Genomic DNA, 19,871 nt, shown 5'->3' on the forward strand with positions numbered 1-19,871 from the left:
GCCCGTGCCAGCGGCATAAACACTTAAGTATCAATCAGTTGGATATAGGCGCAGGTCTCACCGCACCGTCCCGGTGCAGCAAATGCCCGCTGTCATGGGCAGCGCCTCATTGCAATGCAGGCCATGACTATCACCAGCATAGTCAGAGTTGATTTCACTGCCCGGCAAACCCTGGGGATAATCACCTCCATCGGCTGAACAGGACATGTCCTACAGCCTCACCCTTTGCTTGATGGGTAACGTGATACGGCATGTACCGATCGGTTCCCCTTCGCTCCGATCTTCCCTTTGGCCACCCTGCTCGGGTGGCTTTTTTTTGTGCAGGATTTTTCCCAAGCCAGAAACAAAAACGGCCGACCCAAAGGTCAGCCGATACGCTGTGTTATTGCTCATGCCGCTACATGGGTAACCCACGCACCTCCTGTTTGACGCCCCATCCCTCAATGATCCCGCCCAAGGGCTCGACCACCGCCTCAAAGTCCTGCTCGAAGTCTCCTATGCCGTCGTAGGTGGCGAACATGATTTTGCTCAGTTCCAGGTACCAGGCGCCGTCATCCCGCGCGCTGACCTGGGCATTCAGGGATTCCCCACGAAACCGACCCGCAGCCCGGCGCGCACGTTCCTCATCCGGGAAAATGGCGTAGAACTCGATGGGGTGGAAACGTGAGAAGTCAAAGCCGCCCTCTTTCATGCGGCGCAACACGTTGGTACTGATGTCTTCTTGATAGGCTGTGCTCATGAAACGTCCTCCTCAAACCGATGGATAGACTTTCCGTGCTTCCCAAGGCCCGCGCTGTAACGGCGCGGGTGTTACGGCAATGACGTCGCCGCTGGGAGACAAGCATGTAGCTGACAAGACCAGACCTTAGCGATTCATTCGCTGATCTCGATTGCAGAGTAACGCGAAGCTATCACCTCCACCAGAGGGTCATGAATGACGTACAGGAAATGTTCAGGCGTCTTTGGTGACAGTGAGGATTTCGATGCTGTTCAGGTCCTTCAAACTCTTGACCGTGGGCTTCTCGGTACGCCCCTCAAGGTCGTTGAGATCCAGCTCTTTCAACGCTGGCGCGACGCGGTTGCGAAGCAAGTGCGCGGCCTCTTCCAACGAAGGCTCGTGCTCACAGTCGAACTGCACGACCTTTATCTGACCGTCATCATCAGTGAAGGAAACATTCCACTTTGGCATCAGTGCCTCCTCGATAAAACCCAAGAGTGGGCTTACATCTATCTGGACCTTGAGGGCTTGGAGATCGTTCCACTCAAGGCAGGAGGCACCTGATCAGCTGCAGTTATTTTTCAGCGTGTTCTTTCAAAGCTTTCAAGGTGTTGAACGGTGCGTCCACCACAAACTTGTTGGCCAACCACGACGGCACGCTGCCGCCTGGCTCGGTGTGCACCTGGTAGGTCACTTCGGTCAGGTTGTCGCCTTTAGGCACCAGCTTCCAGTAACCGTCAACCTGGGCTACGCGCACATAGCCTTTAACTTCGGGCTGGTAGGTCGGCACTTCCAACAGCTTGCGGGTCACGCTGCCGTCGGCGGCCTTGGTGGTGGTGATTTCCAGGATCGAGTCACGGTCGGTGACCGGGAACGGCGCCTTGAACTGGGTGTAGGTCCAGCTCTTGTCACCTTCTTGCTTAAGCAGTTTTTGCGATTTGCATTCGTGGATCCAGGAACAGGCCCCGGCCACGTCTTCCTGCAACGCCTGGATCTTGGCCAGCGGCGCCTTGATGGTAGTCACACCGCGATAAGCCTTGTATTTGGAGCCGGCAATTTCACTCAACGACACTTTGATGCCGTCTTCATCCTTGGCAGTCTGCCAGTCTTCAGCCTGCGCTGCGCCAGCAAACATCACGGTAAAACCGCACAACACAGCAATTCGTTTCAGTGAACCCATGGTCTTATTCCTTATTGTTGAAGTTCAGTACTTTGAACAGCCCACTAAGCCGCGGTCATCTGTTCCCACCAGCCGATCAACTTGATCGCTTCTGCCTGGCTGTTGCCACAGACCTCGATATCCGCCTGGAACGAACTGCACACCGCCGGCCGCTCTGGCTGACCAAACAACTGGCACAGTTGTTCGACCGAAAGATGCAGGCAGCGTTCGCCCGCCGGTTTGCCGGCAGGCATTCCCGGTAGCGGAGAACTGATGGATGGGGCAATGCAGCAAGCGCCACAGCCTTCACGGCATTTCATGACGAACAGATCCTCGACAACTCAGTGTTGATGGCCACGTAAGACTACGCCCTTAAACAGACGTTTTAAATTGGCTTAACAGGGGTTTTTCACCGAAAACAAAAGTGACTGACCAGTCTGCGACAGAAGGTCAGGAGTGCGCGTCACTTTTACTCGTCGGGTTTATTGCTTGAATTCGAAATCCAGCGCCGCACCTTCTACTTCGCGACGTTCTTCGTTGCGCAATTGCAGCTGCATTTCATTGCTGAGCAGGCGCCCGTTGATCTGGAACGCGCTGTTATCCGTGGGCTTCTCGGCAAACATCGGCGGCAGCAGCGGCACGTTCTTTGGCTGCGGCATGGTGCCGAGGGGTTGCAGATGCCGGACCATATTGGACGGCAGGCTCAAATCCAGCTCTGCCGGCGGCAACTTAGTTTTGGCCACTTCGTGGGCCGATTTTGATTTGCTGGCGATAGGCGCACGTTTTTTAGTAGGCGCGGCTTTCTTTGCCGGAGCTTTCTTTGCCACCGGTGCCTTCTTTACGGGAGCGGCTTTTTTTGCTGTTACTTTTTGCTGGGTGCTGGCCGCAGGCGCCGTTTCACTGGCAGGAGCCGCCAGGACGGCGCCAGCGTTCCCCAGGCTTAACAGACAGACCAGCAGCGCAGCAGGAAAGGTATAAGTCATATCGCCAGCAGCATTAACGGCAGAAGGCCATATGCTCGCTTGTTGAGGACGGTATGACAAGCATGGTAATTAGCCAGCTACCCTTCGTGTCCCCTTTCCACGCCTCATAAACCCGCTGCAGTCTCCTGGCATAACTGGCTTGCCAGCATGCCAAGGGTCATCAGCGCGCGCTCGGCCTCGCGGTTCCACGGCGTGCCGCAGTTCAGGCGAATACAGTGGTTGAACTGTTCCGTATTACTGAAGATCAGCCCCGGTGCAATGCTGATGCCCTGCTGCAATGCGCGCACGTGCAGTTCCTGGGTATTGACCCGTCCCGGCAAACTGACCCACAGGATAAAGCCGCCTGTCGGCCGGGTCATCTGGGTGCCTTCGGGGAAATATTGCTGCACGGCCAGCTGGAAGGCGCTGAGGTTCTTGCGGTATTCCTGGCGGATATAGCGCAAATGGCGGTCGTAACCGCCGTTTTCCAGGTACGCCGCCGTGCCCATCTGGGTCACGCTGCAGGCCGAATGGGTGCTGAACATCTGCAGGCGCTGGATTTCCTGCTGGTACTTGCCGGCAATCATCCAGCCGATGCGGATGCCCGGTGACAAGGTCTTGGAAAAACTCGAGCAGTAGATCACCCGGTCCAGGCGGTCATAGGCTTTGAGTGCCTTGGTGCGGCCCAGCTCGAACATCAGTTCGCCGTAGATATCGTCTTCCACCACTTGGATGTCGAAATCCGAGGCCAGGCGCAGCAACTGTTTCTGCCGCTCTTCGGGCATGGTGCCGCCCAGGGGATTGCTCAGGCGCGTGGTCAGCACCAGAGCCTTGATCGACCATTGGTTGGCGGCCAGTTGCAGGGCTTCCAGGCTCATGCCGGTGGCCGGGTCGCTGGGGATTTCGATGACCTTCAGGCCGAGCAAATCCGCCAGTTGCAGCAAGCCGTAGTACGTGGGCGATTCGGCGGCGATCAAGTCGCCGGGACGGGTCAGTACCCGCAACGACATCTGCAATGCGTCGACACACCCGTGGGTGATCACCACTTCGGACGGATCGACCACCACCCCGGCATCCCGCATACGGATTGCCACTTGGCGCCGCAGCGGTTCAAAACCCGGGCTGAACATGTAGCTGAACGCCCGCGGGCTCTGGAAGCGCGTGACCTTGGCCAGTTGCTGATGCAACGCACGCACCGGCAGGTAGTCGACACTCGGCACGGCAGCACCCAGCGGGAACACACCTTCGCGGCGGGATTCGACCAACACCTGTTGAATGATGCTGCTGCGGGTGACCAACCCTGGACGCTCGACCCGGGCGATGTCCGGCGTCGGCGCGGTGAGCGCAGGCGTCTGGTGCACGTAATACCCGGACTGCGGCCGCGCGCGAATCAAACCCTGGTCTTCCAGGTTCGCGTAGGCCTGCAACACGGTGGCGTGGCTGACGTTGAGCTGGGAGCTCATTTTGCGCACCGAAGGCACGCGCTCGCCCGGTTGATAGACACCGCGGCGGATATCCTCAGCCAGTTGCTGGGCGATACGTTGGTAGAGCAACAGATTGGTCATGACGCAGCACTCGATTTCACGGGTATTTTATTTTTGTGTGAAACATACCGGCACAGTTTAGAAGTGTACGGGGACAGTTGCCACAATAGTCGAGCGCGGGCGGCAGTGATAGAAAAAACTGTAAGGGTCGCTAACTGAATCGCGGGCACAAAAAACCCGATCACTGATCGGGCTTTTGTGGGAGCTGTCGAGCTTCAGCGAGGCTGCGATGCAGGCACTGAGGTCTCGCAGGTTCACCGAGGCGATCCTATCGCAGCCTCGCTGGGGCTCGACAGCTCCCACAGGAATCACCCCTTCATCTTGAACAACAGGTTTAGCGAGCAGCGCCCATCTGGCCTTTCTCGTCGGAGAACACAATCTCTACCCGACGGTTCTGCGCCCGACCACGCTCCGAAGCGTTGACGTCAACCGGGTACTGATCGCCGTAGCCTTCGACCTGTATGCGTTTTTCATCGATGCCCAGGTCGCTCAGCAGATCCGCCACTGCTTGGGCGCGGTCCCGGGACAGTTTGAGGTTTTCCGGCTCGCCACCGGTATTGTCGGTGTAACCCTCGATGCGCACCACGCGCTTGGGGTTCAACTGCAGGAACTGTACGACTTTGAGCACCGTGCGGTTGGCCGAGTTTTGCAGCTCTGCCTCGCCAGTGTCGAACAGCACGTCACCCAGCGTCATCACCAACCCGCGATCAGGCTGGACGGTGGTCAGGCTGGAAATCTGCGCCTCAATCCATTTGCCCTGTTGCTGCACGCTGGCCAGCTTGGCTTCACGCAGGGCCAGCTGCAGACGCTGGCGTTCCAGCTCCAGCTTGACCCCGCGCTCCTGGTTGAGTGCCTGCTCGGTGTGTTCCCGGGCAATCGCGCTGTAGCGCTGGCTCAGGTAGGCGTAATGCGCCACATCGGCGCCGCTGCCCCAGAAGCTGGAGAAACGGTCGGCGCGGGCCAGGGACTCACCCGCGCGAATCACATCCTTGGGCGCGATACGCAGCACATTCGAGTCTTCCTTGACCTTCTGGAAGTCACTGCTCGCCTGTTGCAAGGCGAGGTTACTGTCGGGATGGGTCGCGCAACCACCGAGCGCACTGCCCAGCAACACCACACAGCTCAACCCACGAATCAACGGGCTCATTGGGCGTCTCCCAACTGCAACTGCTTGCGCAGGCGGGTGATACGGGTGTTGAGCACGTTCAGTTGCTCCTGGCTTTTGCGGGTCAGCACCCGGGCTTCCGCCAGGCGGGCGTCTAGCTCGGCTTCTTCAGCCTGCATGCGGGCGTCCTTGTAGGATTCATCGGCCATGTCGGCCTTGGCCTGGGTGAACTTGCCTTCAGCCAGCTTCAGCTCGGGCGAGTCATCGGCCACGGCGCCCACGGCATTGGCTTGCTCCAGGGCTTGCTGGGTCAGGCGCATTTGTTCATTCGGCGCAGGATCGGCTGCACATCCCGCCAAAGCTACAACGGCGAGGGCCGCGAAAAGAGGTCGAATAGTCACTGAAAATCCCTACTTTGTTGGGGTGCCGACGGGTTGCTGCAACTGCGCTTTCCAGCGCTCGAGATTGCTCTGCAGCGCGGTTTCCGCCAGACCGGACGCGGGCAATTCTGTCATCTTTTTGGCGAGCTGTCCGCGCAACCACGGATCGTTGCAGGCGGAGTTGTGGGAAATCGCCAGGTACAGGCCCGGTTGGTCGATGGGGATTTCCCGCGCCACCAGGTCGTTGCTCATGCCCAGGGTCTGGGCCATGGCCATACCGGAATACCGTCCGGCGAGTACGTAGTCCACTTCCCCCAGCAGCAGTTTCTGGAACGCCGGGGTCAGGCTGGGCAAGCGTTGCAAGGTCAGTTGCTCGGCAGCCAAGGTTTCAAAGTCGCGGCTCAGGCGTGCCCTTTCCGACACCGCGCCCTTGTGGCCATGCAGGTCGCCGGGCTGTTTATATTCCAGGGTCGAATCCTTGCGGGTCCAGACCAGGTAATCGGTTTGCACCAATGCCGGGTGGATGTAATCGAAGGCGTCCAAGGCGTCGAGGGTCAACGGTGCGTCGGCGAGGATGTCCATGCGCCCACTGCGCACTTCGTCCAGAGCCACGGAGCGCTTGCCGCCGTACAGCAGGTCGATTTTCACCCCGATGTCTTTGGCCACTTGCTGCAACATGTCGGCGGTGGCGCCGATCAAGTGCGTGGGGTCTTGGGGATCACGCCACAGATAAGGCGGTGCGTCCGGGCTGCCGGTGATCACTAGGCGATCACATTTGCCAGCCGCCAGCGACACCGTCGGCAGCAGTGACAGGGCCAGCAGTACAGTCCAGGGACGCAATTCCATGGCAGGGTTCTCCCATTCAAAAATTACCGGGCAAAAAAAAGCCCGGTCAAAAGACCGGGCTCTTTATAAGTGAAGCGGCTGGATTAGACCAGCTTCTCCAACTCGGGTACGGCTTCGAACAAGTCTGCCACCAGGCCATAATCAGCCACCTGGAAGATCGGCGCTTCTTCGTCCTTGTTGATCGCAACGATCACCTTGGAGTCTTTCATACCGGCCAAATGCTGGATCGCGCCGGAGATACCGACGGCGATGTACAGCTGTGGCGCAACGATTTTGCCGGTCTGGCCGACCTGCATGTCGTTCGGTACAAAACCTGCGTCGACGGCAGCGCGGGAAGCGCCGACCGCAGCGCCCAGCTTGTCAGCCAGGGCGTACAGGTGCTTGAAGTTGTCACCGTTCTGCATGCCACGACCGCCGGAAACGACGATCTTGGCAGCGGTCAGTTCCGGACGATCGGACTTGGCCAGCTCTTCGCCTACGAAGCTGGAAGTGCCAGCGTCGTGAGCAGCAGCGACAGCTTCAACCGCAGCCGAACCACCTTCAGCAGCAACCGGGTCGAAACCGGTGGCACGCACGGTGATGACTTTAACCGAGGCAGTGGACTGCACAGTAGCGATGGCGTTACCGGCATAGATCGGACGCTTGAAGGTGTCGGCGCTTTCAACCGAAACGATCTCGGAGATCTGGTCAACGTCCAGCTGCGCGGCAACGCGCGGCAGGATGTTTTTGCCGTTGGAAGTGGCGGCAGCCAGGATGTGGCTGTAACCAGCGCCCAGCTCTGCAACCAGCGGGGCAACGTTTTCCGGCAACTGGTGAGCGTAGGCTGCGTTGTCGGCAACCAGTACTTTGCTCACGCCAGCGATTTTGGCAGCGGCCTCAGCCACGGCACCAACGTTTTGGCCAGCGACCAGGACGTGGATATCACCACCGATTTTGGCGGCGGCGGCGACAGTGTTCAGGGTGGCCGGAGCCACGACCTTGTTGTCGTGTTCTGCGATTACCAAGATAGTCATGGTTAGATTACCTTCGCTTCGTTTTTCAGTTTCTCGACCAGTTCAGCCACCGACTTGACCTTGATGCCCGCGCTGCGTGCAGCCGGCGCTTCGACTTTGACGGTCTTGTTGGTGGAGGCGGTGGAAACGCCCAAAGCATCCGGAGTCAGCACTTCGAGAGGCTTCTTCTTGGCTTTCATGATGTTTGGCAGGGACGCGTAGCGCGGCTCGTTCAAACGCAGGTCGGTGGTGACGATGGCTGGCAGTTTCAGGGAAACTGTTTGCGCGCCGCCGTCGATTTCGCGGGTCACGGCAACCTTGTCGCCGCTCACTTCGACCTTCGAGGCGAAGGTGCCCTGGCCGTAACCGGTCAGTGCAGCCAGCATCTGGCCAGTCTGGTTGTTGTCGCTGTCGATGGCTTGTTTGCCGAGGATCACCAGCGATGGCTGTTCCTTGTCGACAACAGCTTTCAACAACTTGGCAACGGCCAGGGAAGTCAGCTCTTCAGCGGATTCGACGAGGATGGCGCGATCGGCACCCAGCGCCAGGGCCGTACGCAGCTGCTCTTGAGCAGTGGTCGGACCGATGGAAACGACGACGATTTCAGTCGCAACGCCTTTCTCTTTCAGGCGTACGGCTTCTTCCACGGCGATTTCGCAGAAAGGGTTCATCGACATCTTGACGTTAGCGAGATCGACGCCGGAATTGTCCGCCTTGACGCGAACTTTCACGTTGTAATCGACAACGCGTTTGACAGCTACAAGAACCTTCATGGATTCCTCGTTACTCTCCGGTGAAAAGAAAGTCGCCTAGGCGAACCTGGCGGTTGATGCTCATCGGCACACAAGGGCACCTCCAAAAACACCGGCAATCGTCGGCAGGGGACCTTGCTCACGGGAGTGATGACCGTTCGTCAGTGGTGACTGAGAGGTCATTCATTATCGTGGCGTGTAAACTGCGCGCCATCGTGGCTCGCGCGTCACCCTTATTTGCCTTCAGCCTGTCTTTCGAGGTGGCCTTGAAACCCACAGTCTGCCTACGGGATGCGCAAAACCGACCGTATATTGACCGGAACGCCTATTCCGGTCAATACGGCAAAATGGTCAGTTATTAGCCGCGTTGCTTTGATTTACCTAGCTTGCGGGCAATTCAAACAAACGTTTGTATTGGACGCTGAGAGTGGTGTAGATATAATGCGCCACCTAGAGAGAAAGGTGGGTCGTCCCCTGCCCCTTGCATGAGATTTATGCAGGCATTGCCGGACGAATTACCGAACCTCCACCCATTAGAAAAAAAAGCCGTTGAGCCTTGAGTAGGAGATAGCCTGTGGAACGCGAATACATGGAATTCGACGTGGTCATCGTCGGCGCTGGCCCGGCAGGCCTGTCTGCCGCCTGCCGATTGAAGCAGAAGGCCGCCGAAGCCGGTAAGGAAATCAGCGTCTGCGTGGTCGAAAAAGGCTCCGAAGTCGGCGCTCACATCCTGTCCGGTGCCGTGTTTGAACCCCGTGCCCTGAACGAATTGTTCCCGGACTGGAAAGAACTCGGTGCACCGCTCAACACCCCTGTTGTGCGTGATGACATCTATGTACTGCGCTCCAGCGAAGCGGCCACCAAGGTGCCTGACTTCTTTGTGCCCAAGACCATGCACAACGAAGGCAACTACATTATCTCCCTGGGCAACCTGTGCCGTTGGCTCGCCCAGCAGGCCGAGAACCTGGGTGTGGAAGTCTACCCGGGCTTCGCCGCCCAGGAAGCACTGTTCGACGAAAACGGCGTGGTGCGCGGGATCATCACCGGTGACCTCGGCGTCGACCGTGAAGGCCATCCAAAAGAAGGCGTCTACACCCCAGGCATGGAACTGCGTGGCAAGTACACGCTGTTCGCCGAAGGTTGCCGTGGCCACATCGGCAAGCAACTGATCCAGCGCTTCAACCTGGACAGCGACGCTGATGCCCAGCACTACGGCATCGGCCTGAAAGAAATCTGGGAAATCGACCCGGCCAAACATCAGCCTGGCCTGGTGGTGCACACCGCCGGTTGGCCGCTGGACATCATGAGCAACGAGAACACCGGCGGCTCGTTCCTCTATCACCTGGAAAACAACCAAGTGGTGGTCGGCCTGATCGTCGACCTGTCCTACAGCAACACTTTCCTGTCGCCGTTCGACGAGTTCCAGCGCCTCAAGCATCACCCGGTGCTGGCCCAGTACCTGGAAGGCGGCAAGCGCATCAGCTACGGCGCGCGCGCGCTGGCCAAAGGTGGCATCAACTCGCTGCCTAAAATGGTATTCAAGGGTGGTGCATTGATTGGCTGCGACCTGGGCACCATGAACGTGGCCAAGATCAAGGGCAGCCACACCGCCATGAAGTCCGGCATGCTCGCCGCTGACGCCGTGGCCGAGCGCCTGTTCGCCGAATCCGAAGGCGGCGACGAGTTGACCAACTACGTCGACAGCTTCAAGAACAGCTGGCTCTACGAAGAACTGTTCGCCAGCCGCAACTTCGGCCCGGCGATGCACAAGTTCGGCCCGATCATGGGTGCCGGCTTCAACTGGTTCGACCAGAACATCCTCGGCGGCAAAATGCCGTTCACCCTGCACGACACCAAGCCGGACTACGCCTGCCTCAAGCTGGCCAAGGACAGCAAGAAAATCGACTACCCGAAACCCGACGGCAAGCTGAGCTTCGACAAGCTGAGCTCGGTGTTCATCTCCGGTACCAACCACGAAGAAGAACAGCCGTGCCACCTGAAGCTGAAAGACCCGAGCATCCCGATCGGCACCAACCTGCCGCTCTACGATGAACCGGCGCAGCGCTACTGCCCGGCCGGCGTGTATGAAGTGATCACCAAGGAAGACGGCGAGAAGCGCTTCCAGATCAACGCCCAGAACTGCGTGCACTGCAAGACCTGTGACATCAAGGACCCTTCGCAGAACATCACCTGGGTGACACCGGAAGGTGCGGGCGGGCCGACTTACCCGAACATGTAAGGCATTGGCTTGAAAAACGAGGCTCCCAAAATGGGGGCCTTTTTTTGTGGCCCGGAAAAAGACCAGTCGGCTCGGACAAATGTGGGAGCGGGCTTGCTCGCGAATGCGGTGGTTCAGCCAAAACATCTGTGACTGACACACCGCATTCGCGAGCAAGCCCGCTCCCACATTTTTGACCGCGTTGTGCCTGGGAGAGTTATGCCGCTCGCTCATCCCCAGGGCTGCGCTCGAAGTAGCGCTTGTACTCCCGGCTGAACTGCGACGTACTCTGATAGCCCACACTGTGCGCCGCCTGCGCCACGCCCATACCCTCCACCAACAGCAACTGCTGCGCCTTGAGCAACCTCAACCGCTTGAGGTACTGCACCGGCGACAACAGCGTGCAGCGCTTGAAGTGTTCGTGGAACGTCGACGCGCTCATGTGCGCATAACCCGCCAAGGTCTCGATATTCAGCGGCTCGGCGTAATGGGCATGCAGGTGGTTCAACGAGGTCGCCACCCGGGAAAACTGCCCTTGCTGCTCCACCAGCGCCCGCAACACATCCGCCTGAGGCCCCCGCAACGCGGTGAACAATAATTCCCGCACCCGCGCCGGGCCCATGATCCGACTCTCCAGCGGATCGTGCAGGCACTGCAACAGCCGTTCGACACAGCCGCGCATGGCGTCATCCAGCACTACTGAACTCATCGACTCCAATGTCTGCGCCGCTGGCGGTGGCCCGGACTGGATGCCCATCGCCATCACCAACTCACCCAGCACCACCCGGTCAATGCCCACCGTCACACCCAACAGCGGCGCATTCGGCATGGCAAAGGTCTCGCATTCGAACGGCACCGGCATCGCCTGGATCAGGTAATGCCCGGCGCCATACTCCAGGGTTCGCGGGCCCAAATACGCGACCTTGCTGCCCTGGGCGACGATCATCAGGCTCGGTTCATAAATCTGTGGGCCCCGCGCCACATCGCAACTGGCGCGCAATACCTGCACGCCTGGCAAGTTCGTGGGCGAGAAACCATCACGGGGTGTCAGCGGTTCGATCAGGGCAACCAACGCGGCATTGGCGTCGACATGGCGGGTCAACAACATGGCAAAAACTTCGCGAAAAAAGGGATGACACCATCATCGCAGGTCTGACGCCACAGTGATCCAATCCAGGGGCACTCCCGGACGAATAGGCATGAGACTCGGAGCAATCGCCATGGCCGCCCCAAGGCACGGCGAGGAGAATGCGCCACCTCACCTGTTACTGCACCTGCGAGGTTTCTCCATGTACACCGCCATCGGTTATGCCGCTCAATCGGCCACCACTCCCCTCGCCCCCATGTCCTTCGAACGCCGCAGCCCGCGCGCCGATGACGTGGCGATCGAAATCCTCTACTGCGGCGTTTGCCACTCCGACATCCACCAGGCACGCAACGAATGGGGCATTGCCGTGTACCCGCTGATGCCGGGCCACGAGATCGTCGGTAAAGTCACCGCCGTCGGCGCCAGCGTGACCGCGCACAAAGTCGGTGACCTGGTGGGTGTTGGCTGCATGGTCGACTCCTGCCGTCACTGCGACGCCTGCCACGCCGACCTCGAGCAATACTGCCTCGAAGGCCCGACCATGACCTACGCCACCCCGGACCGGGTCGATGGCAGCAACACCATGGGCGGCTACTCCGACAGCATCGTGGTCAGCGAGCACTTCGTGGTGAAGATCCCGGCCAAGCTCGACCTGGCCAGCGCCGCGCCGATCCTCTGCGCCGGTATCACCACCTATTCGCCGCTCAAGCACTATGGCGTGAAGGCTGGCGACAAGGTTGGGGTTCTGGGCATGGGCGGTTTGGGCCATATGGGCATCAAGTTCGCCAAGGCCATGGGCGCCGAAGTGACATTGTTCACCCGTTCCGCGAGCAAGGCTGAAGAAGGCCGTCGCCAGGGCGCCGATCACGTGATCGTGTCCACCGACGAAGCGCAGATGAAAGCCGCTGCCGGGCATTTCGACTTCCTGCTGGACACCATTCCGGTGCAGCACGACTTGAACCCCTACCTCGATGTGCTGCGCTTTGACGGCGTGCACATCCTGGTAGGTTTGATCGAGCCGGTCGACCCGCCCGTCAATGCCGCCAAGCTGGTGATGGGCCGCAAGGTGCTCGCCGGTTCGTTGATCGGTGGGATTGCCGAAACCCAGGAAGTCCTGGATTTCTGTGCCGAGCACGGCATCACCTGCGACATCGAGATGCTCGACATCCGCCAGATCAACGAAGCCTACACCCGCATGATTGCCGGGGATGTGAAATACCGCTTCGTGATCGACATGGCGACCCTGAAGGCCTGACAGATTGCCCCCCGTAGCAGCTGTCGAGCCTTGGCGAGGCTGCGTTCGCGGTGTACCTGATACACCGCAGACGCAGCCTCGCTGGGGCTCGACAGCTGCTACGGGAAGATCAGGCCTTCGCGCCCAACTCCGCTGACAGCCGTGCTGCGACCTGTTTGATCACAGGGATCAGCTCGGCCATTTTTTCCAGCGGCATGTAGGGCACGGTACTGGCGATGCTGATGCCGGCGACGATTCGCCGGCTGGCATCGCGCACCGGTGCCGCGACACAACGGATCGACGGTTCGTTGTCTTCCAGATCAAACGCATAACCGCCCGCCACGTATTCCTGCATGCGCTGTTCAAACTGCGCCCAGGATTGCTCGGGGTGCTGCGGCCACTGCAAGTTTTTCCCGCCTGTTGGCAAGCTGACCTGATACAGGCGCTGCCACTCTTCCACCGTGTCATCCAGCAACAACGCCTTGCCGATCCCGGTACGCGCCAGCGGCATGCGATGGCCTACGCGCGAGCGCATTTCCGGGCCATTGCGGCCAGGGTTCTTGTGCAGGTACAGCACATCATCGAATTCGCGGATCGCCAGGTGGATGGTGTCGCCGGTCAGCGCCGACAACTCGTCCAGGTACGGCACCGCCAGGCTCACCAGCGGTAATTCCTCGCGCGCCTGAAAACCCAACTCGATCAACTTGGGCCCCAGCAGGTAGCCGACTTGCGGCACCACGCGCAGGTAGCGCTCTTCCACCAGGCAACTGGCCAGGCGGTGAGTGGTGCTGCGGGTGGTGCCGATGCGCTTGGCAATCTCCTTGAGATCCCGCGCGCCAGCCGCCACCGCCTGCACCACGCCCAGGCCACGGAGCAGGGTTTGAGTGCCGGTGGGGGCGGCGTCTTTGACGGGAGTGTGGGCGTTTTCCTGCATATCGGGCCTATTGGGAAGTACGAAAACGGCGAGCATTATGGGCGGTCACGCCTGTTGTGGCGAGGGAGCTTGCTCCCGCTGGGGCGCGAAGCGGCCCTAAAACAGGCGACCGCGTTTTACCTGGATGAATGAGGTGCCTGGTATTGGGGCTGCTACGCAGCCCAGCGGGAGCAAGCTCCCTCGCCACAGAAAGCCTCATCGCTCGAGAAATCAGCGCTGCTTCATCCTGTCGATAATGACCGCCAGCAACAGGATCGAGCCGCGAATCACGTATTGGTAGAAGGTGTCGATGTTCTTCAGGTTCATCGCGTTCTCGATGATCGCCAAAATCAACACCCCGGCAATTACATGCCGGATCATCCCGATCCCGCCGCTCAGCGACACCCCGCCCAGCACGCACGCCGAGATCACCGTCAGCTCAAACCCCTGGCCAATCATCGGTTGCCCCGAGGTCATCCGCGACGCCAGGATCACCCCGGCCAACGCACCGATCACCCCGTGCACGGCAAAGATGATGATCTTGGTACGGTCGACATTTACCCCGGCCAGCAACGCCGCTTCCTGGTTGCCACCGATGGCCATGGTGTTGCGCCCGTAGGTGGTGTAGTTCAGCAGCCAGCCAAAAAACACAAAGCACAGCACGGTGATGATGATCGGCACCGGCACGCCAAACAGCTGGCCGTTACCAAAGACGAAGAAGTTTTCGTCCATCACGCCAACCGCCTTGCCGTTGGAAAAGATATACGCCAGCCCACGCACGATCTGCATCGTTGCCAACGTGGCAATCAACGCGTTGATCCGCAGCTTGGCGATCACGATGCCGTTGATCAGCCCCACCACCAGGCCCATGGCCAACGCGGCCGACACGCCGAAGAACACACTGTCGGTGTCGCGAATCACGATCCCCGCCACCACGCCCGAACACGCGATCACCGAGCCCACCGACAAGTCGAAGTGCCCCGACGCCAGGCAGAACAGCATGGTGCAGGCTGCAATGCCCACGGTGGAAATCGCCAGCCCCAGGCCGCGCATGTTCAGCGGCGAGAGGAAGTTGTCGATGAAAATGGCGCTGAGCACAAAGATGCTCAAGGCCGCCAGCAGCATGACCCAATCATCGAGAAACTTGCGCTGGTTGAACCCCGGCCAGAAGCTTCTTGCGGTTTTTACCTGTGACATACCTACCCCTCGTATTCTTCAGTCCCGCGTACGCGGAAGAGCCAGTTGCAGCAGCCGTGCTTCGTCCGCTTGATCGCGGGTCAATTCGCCGGTCAGGGCGCCTTCGCTCATCACCAGGATGCGGTCGGAGATGCCCATCACTTCCATCAGGTCGCTGGACACCACAATCACCGCAATGCCACTGGCCGCCAGGTTATGGATGATCTGGTAGATCTCCGACTTGGCACCGATATCGATGCCGCGCGTCGGCTCGTCCAGCAGCAAGACTTTCATCGGCATCGACAGCCAGCGACCGAGAATCGCCTTCTGCTGATTGCCGCCCGACAGGAACAGAATCGGTTGATCGGCAGACGGCGTGCGCACGTTCAGCGCGCTGATTTGCCGCTGGGCGTTGGCGCGTTCCCAACCGCCCTGGATCAGCCAACCGAAGCGCGCATGGTCGCGGCGCGCACTGATATTGATGTTCTCCGCGACACTGGCGCGGGGCACGATGCCTTCCTTCTTGCGGTCCTCGGGGCAGAGCAATACACCCGCCGCAATCGCATCCCGTGGCGTCTTGAACGTCTGCGCCTGGCCATGCAACACCAAGGCACCCTGGGTACTGCGCGACAGCCCGGCCAGCAGGCGCAACAGCTCGGTGCGCCCTGCCCCGACCAGGCCAAACAGCCCAAGAATCTCGCCCTTGTTCACCTGCAGACTCACCGGTTCCTGCAAGCCTGGCCCGAGCAGACCTTCGACTCGCAACGCTTCACCGGAGTGCTCGCGCGGTCGGTAATTGTAGATGTCCTGGATATCGCGCCCGACCATGCAGTTGACCAACTGGTCGACGTTCAACTGCGCCATGTCCTCGAAGGTGCGCACGAAGCGCCCGTCCTTGAACACCGTCACCGCATCGCAAATCCGGAACACTTCTTCCATGCGGTGCGACACGTAGAGGATCACCCGGCCTTCATCCCGCAGCCGGGCGATGATCACCATCAGCCGCTCGATCTCGCGGGCCGAGAGGCTGCTGGTGGGCTCATCGAACGCAATCACATGGGCATTGCGTGACATGGCCTTGGCGATTTCCACCAGTTGCCGCTGCCCGAGGGACAGGCTGCCCAGGCGCATGTTCGGATCGATTTCATCCGCCAGACCTTTGAGCAATTCCCGCGCCTTGCGCACCATCGCGCCGCGATTGACCACGCCAAAGCGCGACGGCATATGCCCCAGCAGCAGGTTCTCGGCGACGGTCATTTCCGGCACCAGTTGCAGCTCCTGGTGAATCACCGCGATGCCGCTGGCGATGCTGTCGGCCGCCGATTTGAAACTCACGCTGCGTTCGCCCAACTGCAAACTGCCGCTGTTGGGCGGATAAAAACCGCCAAGGATTTTCAGCAAGGTCGACTTGCCCGCGCCGTTCTCGCCCATCAGCGCATGCACCGAATGGGGCCGCGCTTCAAAGCTGATCTGCGCCAAGGCTTTCACCCCGGGAAACTCCTTGCCGATGCCGTTGAAGCGCAGGCTTTCTGCGGCAGCGCTGTTCATTTCCACAGACCGATCTTGCTCAACTCTTCCTTGAAGTTGGCGCGGGTGATCAGGGTCACGTTATCCAGTGCGGTGAACTTGGCCGGCTCTGTGCCTTTGGTCACCCACTCGAACATCGCAGTAGCGGTTTTATAGCCGGACGCATCGGGGCTGAGCAGCATCGAGCCGTAGAAACCGGTGTCGGATTTTTTCAGCTCTTCGATGGCGTCGGTGCCGTTGATGCCCACGCCGATGACATTCAGCGCCTTGAAGCCGGCGCTTTCGGTGGCGCGTACGCCGCCCAGTACGGTGCTGTCGTTCATGCCGCCAATCAGCAGGTTTTTCGCGCCGCTGGGCAGTTTCACCAGGGCCGAGTTGGTGGAGTCCATGGCGCCCGGCACGTCGAGGGTTTTCTGCGCGGTGAACAGAATGTGGTCAACCGGCAGGCCGGCAGCCTTGAGGCCTTCTACCGAACCGTCGGTGCGTTTCTTGCCGGTTTCCAGCTCGTCAAACGTATTGATGACGGCGTAGGTGTCCTTCCAGTCCCAGTTGCGATGCTTGGCTTCGGTGGCCATGGCTTCGCCTTGTTTCTGGCCGATCTTGTAGGCGTCCAGGCCGACGTAAGGCACGTCTTCCATGGGCTTGCCCTTGGCGTCGACGAAGCGGTCGTCCACCGCCAGCACTTTCAGGTTATTCAGCTTGGCCTTGGCCATGATCGCTGGGCCGAGGGACACGTCCGGCGGGCAGATGACGAAGCCCTTGGCGCCGTTGGCAGCGAGGGTGTCGATGGCGGAAAGGGTTTTCTCGCCGTCGGGCACGGCGATCTTGATCACGGTGAAACCATGGTCCTTGCCGGCTTTTTCAGCGAAGGCCCATTCGGTCTGGAACCAGGGCTCTTCCGCCTGCTTGACCAGAAAGCCGATCTTTACTTCTTCGGCAGAGGCCAGGCCGCTGAGCGCCATCGTGAGTGCAAGGGTGCCTAGTGTCTTCTTGAGCATGAACCACCTCTTCTTGTTATTTGGAAACGTGTTAATCGTGGTACATCACCGACCGCCCGCCATCGATCATCAGGCAGGTGGCATTGATAAAGGGCGCCTCATCGGTCGCAAGAAACAGTGCCGTCATCGCCACTTCAATCGGCTGGCCGATGCGCTTGGGCGGGTGCAGGTCGAAGGCACGCTGGCGCTCGGCGTGCGGGTCGGCAAAGCCGTTCCAGTAATCGACGTTGAGTTGGGTTTCGATATAGCCCGGCGCGATGGCATTTACGCGGATGCCCTTGGGCGCGTATTCGATGCCCAGTGCGCGGGTCAGCCCCAGCAGGCCGTGCTTGGCCACCGGGTACGGGAAGCAACCGGGAATGATGTGGCTGGAATGGGTGGAGGCGATGTTGATGATGTTGCCGATGCCCTGCTCGATCATGTGCGGCAACACGGTGCGGCAGCCGTACCAGGCGCCGTCGAGGTCGATGGCGAAACAACGGCGCCAGTCTTCGTCGCTCATTTCCAGCGGGTCGCGGAACACGTTGACGCCGGCGCAGTTGACCAGCACATCGACTCGGCCAAAGCGTTCGATGGCCACGTCCACCAGGGAGCGCCATTGGTCCTTGGAAGTGATGTCGACGGGTTGTGCGTAAATCTCGGCGCCGCGTTCGCGCCAGTGGGCGGCGACCTTCTCGACCTTCTCGCCCTGGATATCACCGATTACCAGGCGCGCCTGCTGAGCCTGGAAGCAAGCGACGATTGCCTCGCCAATGCCTTGGGCGGCACCGGTAATGACCACGACTTTGTTCTTCAGTCGCTCGCCGTAAGTCGGCTCGGGCACCGGAGGTAACGACAACGGTTGTGCCTGCATCGCTTCACCTGTTTTGTTTTTGGTAGTGAGTGCTGATGCGCAAGACTATAAACCCAGAAACCAAAACATCTCAATATATAAATTATCATCCCATATAGTGAACAAATGTATAAAAAAACCGGCTGTGATAGCCGGCTCTTTATAGGCCTTCAACCCTGGGCGAAATCCCTCAAGGCATCGCCCTCCATGCGGTAGCGCACCCACTCTTCCTGTGGCTGGGCGCCGATGGATTTGTAGAACGCAATGGCCGGCTCATTCCAGTCCAGCACGCTCCACTCGAAACGCCCACAGCCATTGTCGCAGGCGATTTTCGCCAGGTGGCGCAGCAACTTCTTGCCCGCCCCGCCGCCGCGTTGCTCGGGGTTGATGTACAGGTCTTCGAGGTACAGGCAGTTGCTGCCGAGCCAGGTGGAGTAGCTGAAAAAGAACACCGCAAAGCCGATCGGCAAACCGTCCCGCAGGCAGATCAGGCCGTGGGCGGTGGCGCCTTCGCTGAACAGGCTGCGCTCGATGTCCACCACGCTGGCGATCACTTCGTGGCGGGCTTTTTCGTAGTCGGCAAGCTCGGTGATGAAGGCCAGAATTTGCGCAGCATCGCTGGGCACGGCGGGGCGAATCTCGATGGTCATGGACTGGCCTTGTCAGGGAAATAAAGCACACATACTAAGGCGCTTTAATGACCGATTGCAGTGCAATTTGATTCGCGGCTAACCTGCAGGCCGTCGACCTTTGAGAATCCCCATGCCCTTCACGCCACTGACCGACCTCGCCGCGACTTTATTGCCTCACGCCCTTGAGCCTTCGGAAGACGGTGCCCACGACCTGTCCCATTTGCAGCGGGTGTGGCACAACGTGCGCTCGATCCAGGCTGAGGAAGGTGGCGAGCTTGAGGTGCTGCTGGCAGCCGTGTTGCTGCATGACTGCGTGGCAGTGGAGAAGAATTCACCGTTGCGGTCCAAGGCGTCGAAGCTGGCGGCGGACAAAGCCGGGGAGATTTTGCAGGGGCTGGGCTGGCCGCCCGCAACGATTGCTGCGGTGACGCATGCCATCGAGACCCACAGCTTTTCGGCGGGCCTTACTCCGGTGACGCTTGAAGCGAAGATTATGCAGGATGCCGACCGCCTCGACTCGTTGGGCATGATCGGCGTGGCCCGCACGTTTTATATCGCCGGGCGCATGGGCAGCGGGCTGTATGACCCGGCGGACCCAACGGCACAGCGCCGCGAGTACGACGACAAGCGCTTCTGCCTCGACCATTTCCAGACCAAGCTGCTGCACCTGGCGGGCGGATTTCAGACGCCAACGGGGCAACGCATGGCCCTGGCGCGCCATGAGCGGTTGAAGGGTTTCATGGACCTGTTCATCGAAGAAATCGGCACGCCATACTCCGCTGTGGGCTAACGCAAG

General features: G+C 59.8%; 21 protein-coding genes. 3 read left to right on the forward strand and 18 right to left on the reverse strand.

Annotated features, from left to right (window positions below):
• Positions 1-397 precede the first annotated feature (397 nt).
• The 11 genes from HBJ59_RS12115 to HBJ59_RS12165 all read right to left on the reverse strand — a co-directional run bounded on the left by HBJ59_RS12115 (position 398) and on the right by HBJ59_RS12165 (position 8,479).
• On the reverse strand, positions 398-739 hold the full coding sequence (locus HBJ59_RS12115) for a ribonuclease E inhibitor RraB (RefSeq protein ID WP_003193463.1): 342 nt from the start codon (positions 737-739) through the stop codon (positions 398-400).
• Between the two features lie 213 nt (positions 740-952).
• Positions 953-1,213 (reverse strand): hypothetical protein, encoded by a 261-nt coding sequence (locus HBJ59_RS12120; RefSeq protein ID WP_167663676.1) that lies wholly within the window; start codon positions 1,211-1,213, stop codon positions 953-955.
• Positions 1,214-1,292: 79 nt separating this feature from the next.
• Positions 1,293-1,898 (reverse strand): START domain-containing protein, encoded by a 606-nt coding sequence (locus HBJ59_RS12125; RefSeq protein WP_167663677.1) that lies wholly within the window; start codon positions 1,896-1,898, stop codon positions 1,293-1,295.
• 44 nt (positions 1,899-1,942) lie between these two features.
• On the reverse strand, positions 1,943-2,197 hold the full coding sequence (locus tag HBJ59_RS12130) for a YkgJ family cysteine cluster protein (protein WP_076015102.1): 255 nt from the start codon (positions 2,195-2,197) through the stop codon (positions 1,943-1,945).
• Positions 2,198-2,359: 162 nt separating this feature from the next.
• On the reverse strand, positions 2,360-2,860 hold the full coding sequence (locus HBJ59_RS12135) for a translation initiation factor 2 (RefSeq protein ID WP_076015101.1): 501 nt from the start codon (positions 2,858-2,860) through the stop codon (positions 2,360-2,362).
• Positions 2,861-2,964: 104 nt separating this feature from the next.
• Complete coding sequence (locus HBJ59_RS12140) at positions 2,965-4,404, reverse strand: PLP-dependent aminotransferase family protein (RefSeq protein WP_076015100.1); 1,440 nt, start codon at positions 4,402-4,404, stop codon at positions 2,965-2,967.
• 313 nt (positions 4,405-4,717) lie between these two features.
• Positions 4,718-5,530: an OmpA family protein gene (locus HBJ59_RS12145; protein WP_167663678.1), complete on the reverse strand. Its 813-nt coding sequence runs from the start codon at positions 5,528-5,530 to the stop codon at positions 4,718-4,720.
• Positions 5,527-5,889, reverse strand: coding sequence for a DUF4398 domain-containing protein (locus HBJ59_RS12150; RefSeq protein WP_076015098.1), 363 nt, complete (start codon positions 5,887-5,889; stop codon positions 5,527-5,529). The genes HBJ59_RS12145 and HBJ59_RS12150 overlap by 4 nt, the downstream gene beginning before the upstream one ends.
• 9 nt (positions 5,890-5,898) lie before the next feature.
• Positions 5,899-6,714, reverse strand: a complete 816-nt coding sequence (locus HBJ59_RS12155; protein WP_076015097.1) for an ABC transporter substrate-binding protein — start codon at positions 6,712-6,714, stop codon at positions 5,899-5,901.
• A gap of 83 nt (positions 6,715-6,797) precedes the next feature.
• Positions 6,798-7,727: an electron transfer flavoprotein subunit alpha/FixB family protein gene (locus HBJ59_RS12160; RefSeq protein WP_004371223.1), complete on the reverse strand. Its 930-nt coding sequence runs from the start codon at positions 7,725-7,727 to the stop codon at positions 6,798-6,800.
• Between the two features lie 2 nt (positions 7,728-7,729).
• Complete coding sequence (locus HBJ59_RS12165; RefSeq protein ID WP_004371224.1) at positions 7,730-8,479, reverse strand: electron transfer flavoprotein subunit beta/FixA family protein; 750 nt, start codon at positions 8,477-8,479, stop codon at positions 7,730-7,732.
• Between the two features lie 553 nt (positions 8,480-9,032).
• On the opposite strand from HBJ59_RS12165, the gene HBJ59_RS12170 reads away from it, so the two are divergent.
• Positions 9,033-10,697: an electron transfer flavoprotein-ubiquinone oxidoreductase gene (locus tag HBJ59_RS12170; RefSeq protein WP_167663679.1), complete on the forward strand. Its 1,665-nt coding sequence runs from the start codon at positions 9,033-9,035 to the stop codon at positions 10,695-10,697.
• A gap of 196 nt (positions 10,698-10,893) precedes the next feature.
• Here HBJ59_RS12170 and HBJ59_RS12175 read toward each other — a convergent pair whose 3' ends face one another.
• A complete protein-coding gene (locus HBJ59_RS12175) occupies positions 10,894-11,784 on the reverse strand; it encodes an AraC family transcriptional regulator (protein WP_004371227.1) in 891 nt (296 codons plus the stop codon).
• A 181-nt stretch (positions 11,785-11,965) separates the two neighbouring features.
• Between HBJ59_RS12175 and HBJ59_RS12180 the strand changes: the two genes are divergently transcribed.
• Positions 11,966-13,018, forward strand: coding sequence for an NAD(P)-dependent alcohol dehydrogenase (locus HBJ59_RS12180; RefSeq protein WP_167663949.1), 1,053 nt, complete (start codon positions 11,966-11,968; stop codon positions 13,016-13,018).
• A 109-nt stretch (positions 13,019-13,127) separates the two neighbouring features.
• Here the strand turns inward: HBJ59_RS12180 and HBJ59_RS12185 are convergent, their stop codons facing one another.
• The 6 genes from HBJ59_RS12185 to HBJ59_RS12210 all read right to left on the reverse strand — a co-directional run bounded on the left by HBJ59_RS12185 (position 13,128) and on the right by HBJ59_RS12210 (position 19,093).
• A complete protein-coding gene (locus tag HBJ59_RS12185; RefSeq protein WP_076015093.1) occupies positions 13,128-13,931 on the reverse strand; it encodes an IclR family transcriptional regulator in 804 nt (267 codons plus the stop codon).
• 210 nt (positions 13,932-14,141) lie between these two features.
• Positions 14,142-15,107: an L-arabinose ABC transporter permease AraH gene (gene araH, locus HBJ59_RS12190; protein ID WP_076015092.1), complete on the reverse strand. Its 966-nt coding sequence runs from the start codon at positions 15,105-15,107 to the stop codon at positions 14,142-14,144.
• Between the two features lie 18 nt (positions 15,108-15,125).
• On the reverse strand, positions 15,126-16,634 hold the full coding sequence (gene araG, locus HBJ59_RS12195) for an L-arabinose ABC transporter ATP-binding protein AraG (RefSeq protein WP_167663680.1): 1,509 nt from the start codon (positions 16,632-16,634) through the stop codon (positions 15,126-15,128).
• Positions 16,631-17,611, reverse strand: a complete 981-nt coding sequence (locus tag HBJ59_RS12200; RefSeq protein ID WP_026077771.1) for a substrate-binding domain-containing protein — start codon at positions 17,609-17,611, stop codon at positions 16,631-16,633. The genes araG and HBJ59_RS12200 overlap by 4 nt, the downstream gene beginning before the upstream one ends.
• Before the next feature lie 31 nt (positions 17,612-17,642).
• Positions 17,643-18,464 (reverse strand): SDR family oxidoreductase, encoded by an 822-nt coding sequence (locus tag HBJ59_RS12205; RefSeq protein ID WP_167663681.1) that lies wholly within the window; start codon positions 18,462-18,464, stop codon positions 17,643-17,645.
• A gap of 149 nt (positions 18,465-18,613) precedes the next feature.
• Positions 18,614-19,093 carry a GNAT family N-acetyltransferase gene (locus HBJ59_RS12210; protein ID WP_010165922.1) on the reverse strand — a complete coding sequence of 160 codons (480 nt, stop codon included), beginning with the start codon at positions 19,091-19,093 and terminating at the stop codon, positions 18,614-18,616.
• 112 nt (positions 19,094-19,205) lie between these two features.
• On the opposite strand from HBJ59_RS12210, the gene HBJ59_RS12215 reads away from it, so the two are divergent.
• Complete coding sequence (locus HBJ59_RS12215; protein ID WP_167663682.1) at positions 19,206-19,865, forward strand: HD domain-containing protein; 660 nt, start codon at positions 19,206-19,208, stop codon at positions 19,863-19,865.
• The last annotated feature ends 6 nt before the right edge of the window (positions 19,866-19,871 follow it).

It is taken from the genome of Pseudomonas sp. AN3A02 (assembly GCF_011765255.1).
Classification (GTDB): Bacteria; Pseudomonadota; Gammaproteobacteria; order Pseudomonadales; family Pseudomonadaceae; genus Aquipseudomonas.